The following is a 6,710-nucleotide window of genomic DNA, read 5'->3' as shown; positions in this document are numbered from 1 at the left end:
GAACGGTCTGCGTTGTCGGGAAGATGCGTGATCTGATCCTTCAACTCAGCAAAAGTTCGATTTATTCAACAAAGCCGATCTGATCCTTCAACTCAGCAAAAGTTCGATTTATTCAACAAAGCCGACGCAGGTAAAAGATGTATCCAGCGTGTATATTCCATCAATGGCTTAATGACCAGATTAGTGAAGGTATAGGCCTCCTCACTCAGGTCTGAATTTGGCAAACCGATATACATATTAATTTCCTGTAACCGGTTAGCATGTACAGATAGAATCTCACGCTCTGAAAAGAGTGTTATACCCGCAGGCTTACTTGGACAATCAAGATAGCTTTGCACATCCTTGTTAAGCGTGTGCGGGATATCGTACTCATCATCTGTATAAAAAACAATATCGTGGTCAGGCCCTCCGAAGAGGGCGACCCTAATTTTTAAAAAAATCCTGGATATAATACTCATATCAACCTGTGAGTTATTGTACCGAAACAGGAGTAGCAGAAGGCTGTGTTTTGTCAGATGGTTTACCGGTGCCAGCTGCTGCTTCTGGTTTTAATGTCGGCTCACTGCCAGCATCAGCAGAACTGTCACTGTGACCGGACTGAACAGGGGCTTTAGTTTCGAGACTGGCAATATAAAGTTCCACCGATTTAAACCGCTTAATGTTCTGAATGAATGGCAATGCGTCGTATTTTCCATTCACGCGGTTTTCAGCGTTCAGTATTTTAGTTATGCTGTCCATCGCAACCCGCAGTGAGCTCAGGAGTTGCAGGATAATTCGGTCATGAACCTGTTGTGATATCTGACCGTATAACCACAACTGATGTGCCTGACGAGTCAGGACGTTGATGGTCTGGATAATATCCAGCAATTTATAGGTCATTGGGTGGTTCCAGCGAATTTCAAATTCACCATAGTCGAACCCTTCGAATGAAGAATCATCCAGAGGCAGTCGGGCGACATTTTTGTCAATCTGCTCTTTGAAGGTATTTACATTACCCGACAGTTCTTCGTAAACACCGGAGAGCCATTTCTGAACTTTAGTGCTTGTCGCCTGGTCACCTTCTACCAGGCGGAAAATATTATAAATGGCATTGGAGATGGCGTTAAACTGGCGCAGGCAGGCTCTGTTTTTTTCATGAAAGTGCGTATAGAACTCACTTGAAAGTGGCTTTAGTTTTGAAATGACCATCCCTAACGGTCGGTTATTGCCAGTGTTTCGTTGATTGCGCGGTTCAGTTTTTGGGGATGCGTTGTCAGCCATTATATTAACCTCTTCAGTTTTTCCAGTCTTTTGATGTCGGCCAGTTTTCGTTGATGGAATTCCGCGAGGAGATCACGGATTGGTTTAATTTTGTTTTCTGTTTCCTGGATCATCTCCAGTTCCCAGTCCAGAGCATTTTTAAAACAACTAACGCTGTATCCTCCGAGTTTAGGTTTAACAACCACGCCATGATGTTCAATTTTGTTTTTGAACCTAGGCGAAAAATCTTTCCATACAATTGTCAGTTTTTGCGACGATCCAACCTTTCTCAGCACAGGAGCAAAACGACCAGGTATAAACCTTCCCCCGTTTGCATACGTGGTCTGGGATATCAGTTGGTTTCGTGCCTTCCAGGCCTCCCAGTATTCATCCAGAATTTTAGAAGCCTCCGATTTCAGTAACTCGATATAGCGAACCGAGTTCTCGATAACGATTTCCTGATGTGCCGTAATTATCGGGTTCATATCAACTCCTCCAGCAACACAGACTACAGGAATCCAAACAGATTTTTCTGAACTAACAAGGGCGTTTGCATTTTTTTTTAAAATTTTTTTGTGCTCATGCCGTCGGCTAAAAAAAGTAACTTTTTTGTGAGCACGTCCAACAACCTCTGCCTGTGGCCCGCACGGTGTGCGATCCATCCCCGGAAAACCACTTCACGCAAACTTGGAGATGGAAAAAGTAACTTTTTTGCTAACCAGTAATAGGTACCCTTATACATAAGTAACTATTTGCAAAAAAAGTACTAATGAAACCGAGCGAAACTGTGCAGCTTCTATAAAAAGTGCCTAATGTTATAAGTACCAGTACAAGGTAAAAGGACAGTGATTTTTTATAATTTAGTATCTAATAATATTAGTACTTGTTTTTTTTGGGTAGTATCTCTAAGATGGCTTTGATATAATAACAGCCCTTAAGTAACCGTATGTAGCGCGATTTAAAAGTACTCTGGAGAGCGTATGGACGTACAACCCAACGTACAGACTGACACGGTCATTAAGGCGTTTCTCCGCTCGGAGTTGCAGTTGATACGTAGTCAGAAAAAACTACTCAGTGTGTTGCCTCGTGATCTCGCGTCGGACTACCGCTATATACCGGAGAACCTGCTGGAGCGTTTTTTCCATCCCGCCACTGATGCGCGTCTAAATAGAATTGCCCTGTCAGAAGCCAGACCAGGTAGCCTGCTAGTTCCCCGTGTCAACGGGAAGCCTGTTTTATGGGGTGAGTTAATAAAATTAATCCTGGATGACTCTCAGTTACTGAAGTTTGAAACGTACGGCAGACCTTTTGACAGTACCGAGATGAAACCAAATGAGCCATGCGAATTATTGAGCGGGAAGCAGTATGTTTATAAACCCGTCGACCTTGAGTTATTCAGGAAAAACATCGTCTCTATACAGATGAATTTCCTGGTCAATCTATGGAATCTGGCCAGATTTAAACCGGCTTATGTCAGGGCTTATTTGGCTCTGTCTAATGACGCTTTTCAGATGCTCCTCGATACAGAGATATCCGCCTTTGTTGAGGTGACAAATGTGGTTCTCTTTCCCCGGTTTATAACCTATGATGCCGGACGACGTGATCACAAAGTATAAGCATGGGGTTACGAGATTATGGCTGATGTTCTGGAAGGTTTCATCCCAAAGGAAAATATGTAAAACTTACGAGTTGAATTTGTTCTTAAAGATTCATATGAGAAGCTAAAGTTATTTTAGCGGTTTCTGGATGCTATAAAAGTTAACTAGCTTCACTCATTGATATGGTAACCTGATTACGGTTCATTCATGTTGGTGAATAACAGGAACCGAGCGTGCTTCGCTGAAAAGTAACTTTTCTGAAAACATGAAGTGGTTTTTCCTGCCGGTCGAAAGAACCGGACCAGGTACACGTTAAGGAGAATGCGGATAATGGGCTTTAAAAAGAGCGAGGTAAGCCAGCTAAATAGCCTGGCAAGTGCCATAAAGTTAATAGAATTTGATGCCAATAAATATACCATAACACATTTGTATGGTCGTAAAGTTGCCGACAGCCTGGAGTACCCCAAAGGGATAAATACAAGAAAAGGGGTAGGTAAATGGCTCGGTGAAAAATCCGCCATGTTGCTGTCAAATGTCGTTGTAAACAATTCTATTCATATTTTCGGATATGACACTCAAAATCCTACAGAATCAACCAGAGAAATGGATTTTAATGCACTTGTTGATTTGTTAATTAACACGGGATATACGCCGGAATACTACCCGCTCAAGGTCAACAGGATTGTCGAAGTTCTCAACGGGATGTCGGAAGCTGACTATAAAGACTATTGCCTGGTATGTAAAAAGCCCTTCATACATGCGCCGGACAGGTATGATTCCTGCCCGACATGTAGCGCAAAAAAATGCAAAGTTGCTATTATGCGTGGCTTTGTTGAATAAATCAGATTTCGGGTAAGTCTCCCCAGATATCCTTCCACAAAACAGCTGGGCCGTTGGGTTCGGATTTATGAAGAGAAGGGCGATTTACCCAGGGAATTAAAACCAAGAGAACGCTATTCACGTACACAGAAAATTGCTGCTGTTGAGCATTATCTTACTCACGGTGGTTGCCTGTCGTACACTCGCCGAGCCATCGGCTACCCCAGTAACGAAATTCTAAAGCGCTGGATTGAAGAGTTTTATCCAAATGCGCGTCCCCTGGTCATTCGCTCAGGCACAAGCAAATGCTTCAGCCCGGAATAGAGGTCTCAGGCCGTCCGGGAGCTCTGTAACCGACGTGAAACCGCGCGTAAAGTTGCACAAAGCATAGGCGTCAGCGTCCCGGTCCTGTACAAATGGAAGAAAGACCTTATCAGTGACGAGACTTATCAATCCATGCGCAAACGAAAGGCAGCCCCTCAGGATAAAAATCAGGATGCTTTACTCGGTAAAATCCGGTGTCTCAGGAAGCAGGTTCATCAGCTGCAGCTCGAACGTGACATACTGACAAAGGCGAATGAACTGATAAAAAAAGATCTGGGCGTCACCTTTCTGAAACTGAAAAACAGGGAGAAAACCCTGATAGTTGATGCCCTTAAGAAAAAGTACCCCGTTGCTGAGTTGCTAAGCGTTCTGCAACTTGCCCGCAGCTGTTATTTTTACCACAAAGCCAGCAAACGTCTGTACGATAAGTATGCGGAAATACGCGTGATCATGGCCGATATCTTTGAGGAGAATTACCGCTGTTACGGCTACCGGCGCCTTCACGCGATGCTTCGCAGTAACAACAGAGTTATTTCTGAAAAGGTTGTCCGCAGACTGATGGCAGAAGAGCAGCTCGTTGTTAAGCGCACCAGGCGACGACGATATAACTCTTACTGTGGCGAAATCGGTCCGGCACCGGAAAATTTACTCGCCCGGGATTTTAGTTCCTGCAGGCCAAATGAGAAGTGGCTGACCGATATTACGGAGTTCCAGCTTCCGGCTGGAAAAGTCTATCTGTCGCCGGTTATCGACTGCTTTGATGGCCAGGTTGTAAGCTGGTCGATAGGAACACGCCCGGACGCGACGCAGGTGAATACGATGCTCGATGACGCACTCGATACGCTCAGCGAACATGATAAACCGGTGATACACAGCGATCGTGGTGGCCATTACCGGTGGCCGGGCTGGCTCGAGCGTATCAACACCTCCGGACTTATAAGGTCCATGTCGCGCAAAGGATGCTCGTCGGATAATGCTGCGTGTGAAGGCTTCTTCGGGCGTATCAAAAACGAAATGTTCTATGGCAGAGACTGGGCGGGTATCACGCTGGAAAAATTTATCTGCTTCCTGGACAGGTACATACGCTGGTATAATGAGAAACGTATCAAGCTATCATTAGGTGCAATGAGTCCTGTGAAGTACCGGCAGCATCTTGGGATCACAACATAACAGTCCAGGAAAACATCCGCAGCCCCAAAAGTGACATTACCAAATGGTTCTAACAAAATTGGTGCGTGTAATCATTGTTATGTTAAATAGCCTCCATGAGTATTTTACTTCATGGTTTTTTGGTGCAACCACTGAAATCAGCATGTTGAATCGCCACGGATAATCTAGACACTTCCGAGTCGTTGATAATACTGGTTTTCATATTCTGTCGGTGACATCTGATTGCTCGAACCATGCCGACGCTTACTGTTATAAAACATTTCGATGTAACCAAAGATATCGCTGCGGGCTTCTTCCCGCGTTCCGTAGATCTTTTTCTTTATCCGTTCGCGTTTCAGCAACTGTAGAAAGCTTTCTGCAACCGCATTATCGTGACAGTTACCGCGACGGCTCATGCTCCCCCTCCAGGCCTTGTGATTTCAGGAACGACTGCCACTCATGGCTTGTGTATTGACTGCCCTGGTCCGAGTGAACCAGCACCTGTTTTTGGGGATTACGCCGCCATACAGCCATCAGCAGTGCATTCAGGACAATGTCCTTTGTCATCCGGGATTGTATTGACCAGCCGATAATTTTGCGTGAGAATAGATCAACAACCACAGCAAGATACAGCCAGCCTTCGTGGGTCCTGAGTGACGCTCCTCCTCTGGAACGCATCATGGCCATCGTCCAGGTCATGGACTTATTTGACGAACCAATGAAAATCCTGATGCTTGCCCGTCACTTTGGCGGGGCTTATGTGGAAGAGCAAGAACGTGCCAATAAACTCCAGGCAACTCTGGACATGATGAGCGAGCCAAAATGCGTGCCGGCGCCAGAGCTCTCAGGAGACAATATGGGCATTGAAAGCAAAGAGCGGGAGATCGCCAGCCTTAAGTCTTCTTTAGGCATGTTAATTACCGCCTTTAAACTAATGGCAACCCATAACGGTTTCAAAATGCCAGAGCTAACCGGCGATGAACATCCCGCTGCTATTCGCCAGCTACTTGGTGCGATGGCGGATAATATGGATGAAGCGAAGAGCCGTATCGAAGATATGATGCGAGAACTTGCCCACTGCCACGATCTAAATGACCAGCCGCACAAGATGCAGCAAGTCAGCCACTGAACCTGAAATAGCAAGGGGGCGAGAGCCCCCTTCCCCTCCTCCGTAGCCCTCTGTATAGATCTTTTACGCCTTTTCTTGTTTGAGATAATAAAACAAATAAGAAAACAAATTGTTTATATTGTGAAATTATGAGTACAGCGCTTTCTGTCCTTGAGTCTTTTGCTTCGAACACCGGTATCGACCACAGCAAAGAGATGAACGTCATCCATGCAATCGTGGCCGAGTGCGAGAAAGGGATCGCGTTCATGCACCAGGTTCACGACTTCACTTATGGCGACGAACGTCACTGGAATAAGTGTTTAAGATTTGTACTACCTACATTGGAAGTGGAAATTATTTGGTAGGGATATAAGATCATATCCCTAAGCTCTTTTAAGGCTTTGTTGAATAAATCAGATTTCGGGTAAGTCTCCCCCGTAGCGGGTTGTGTTTTCAGGCAATACGCACGCTTT

Annotated in this window: 5 protein-coding genes and 3 pseudogenes; 4 read left to right on the top strand and 4 right to left on the bottom strand. The window is 45.1% G+C overall.

Features of this window, described 5'->3' with window-relative positions:
- Nucleotides 1-92 precede the first annotated feature (92 nt).
- The 3 genes from L2I46_RS28325 to mobI are packed head-to-tail and all read right to left on the bottom strand — an operon-like array spanning nt 93 to nt 1,901.
- On the bottom strand, nt 93-458 hold the full coding sequence (locus tag L2I46_RS28325) for a hypothetical protein (RefSeq protein ID WP_045372390.1): 366 nt from the start codon (nt 456-458) through the stop codon (nt 93-95).
- A gap of 13 nt (nt 459-471) precedes the next feature.
- Nucleotides 472-1,260: a hypothetical protein gene (locus L2I46_RS28320; protein WP_236948399.1), complete on the bottom strand. Its 789-nt coding sequence runs from the start codon at nt 1,258-1,260 to the stop codon at nt 472-474.
- The gene (gene mobI, locus L2I46_RS28315; RefSeq protein ID WP_223171881.1) at nt 1,260-1,901 is read right to left on the bottom strand and encodes a conjugative transfer protein MobI(A/C); all 642 of its coding nucleotides are present in this window, start codon (nt 1,899-1,901) and stop codon (nt 1,260-1,262) included. The genes L2I46_RS28320 and mobI overlap by 1 nt, the downstream gene beginning before the upstream one ends.
- Nucleotides 1,902-2,219: 318 nt before the next feature.
- Between mobI and L2I46_RS28310 the strand changes: the two genes are divergently transcribed.
- From L2I46_RS28310 to L2I46_RS28300, 3 genes and pseudogenes are all read left to right on the top strand, one after another.
- Entirely contained in the window at nt 2,220-2,855 is a 636-nt protein-coding gene (locus tag L2I46_RS28310) for a hypothetical protein (protein WP_223171879.1), read from the top strand.
- Nucleotides 2,856-3,167: 312 nt separating this feature from the next.
- Nucleotides 3,168-3,677 carry a hypothetical protein gene (locus tag L2I46_RS28305; RefSeq protein WP_045372388.1) on the top strand — a complete coding sequence of 170 codons (510 nt, stop codon included), beginning with the start codon at nt 3,168-3,170 and terminating at the stop codon, nt 3,675-3,677.
- A 27-nt stretch (nt 3,678-3,704) separates the two neighbouring features.
- Nucleotides 3,705-5,150: pseudogene (locus L2I46_RS28300) on the top strand (IS3-like element ISKpn38 family transposase); the annotation flags it as partial.
- A gap of 164 nt (nt 5,151-5,314) precedes the next feature.
- Here the strand turns inward: L2I46_RS28300 and L2I46_RS28295 are convergent.
- Nucleotides 5,315-5,783 (bottom strand): annotated as a pseudogene (locus L2I46_RS28295) (IS3 family transposase); the annotation flags it as partial.
- 1 nt (nt 5,784) lies between these two features.
- On the opposite strand from L2I46_RS28295, the pseudogene L2I46_RS28290 reads away from it, so the two are divergent.
- Nucleotides 5,785-6,258 (top strand): annotated as a pseudogene (locus L2I46_RS28290) (hypothetical protein); the annotation flags it as partial.
- Between the last annotated feature and the right edge of the window lie 452 nt (nt 6,259-6,710).

The organism is Klebsiella sp. 2019SCSN059 (assembly GCF_021739525.1).
Classification (GTDB): Bacteria; Pseudomonadota; Gammaproteobacteria; order Enterobacterales; family Enterobacteriaceae; genus Klebsiella; species Klebsiella quasipneumoniae.
The sequence above is the reverse complement of the archived record's forward strand: the minus strand, read 5'-3'. Positions and strand labels throughout refer to the sequence as shown.

Coding starts and splice junctions, on each gene's coding strand:
- L2I46_RS28325 (WP_045372390.1), bottom strand. CDS start 458: ATGAGTATTATATCCAGGATTTTTTTAAAAATTAGGGTCGCCCTCTTC.
- L2I46_RS28320 (WP_236948399.1), bottom strand. CDS start 1,260: ATGGCTGACAACGCATCCCCAAAAACTGAACCGCGCAATCAACGAAAC.
- mobI (WP_223171881.1), bottom strand. CDS start 1,901: ATGGATCGCACACCGTGCGGGCCACAGGCAGAGGTTGTTGGACGTGCT.
- L2I46_RS28310 (WP_223171879.1), top strand. CDS start 2,220: ATGGACGTACAACCCAACGTACAGACTGACACGGTCATTAAGGCGTTT.
- L2I46_RS28305 (WP_045372388.1), top strand. CDS start 3,168: ATGGGCTTTAAAAAGAGCGAGGTAAGCCAGCTAAATAGCCTGGCAAGT.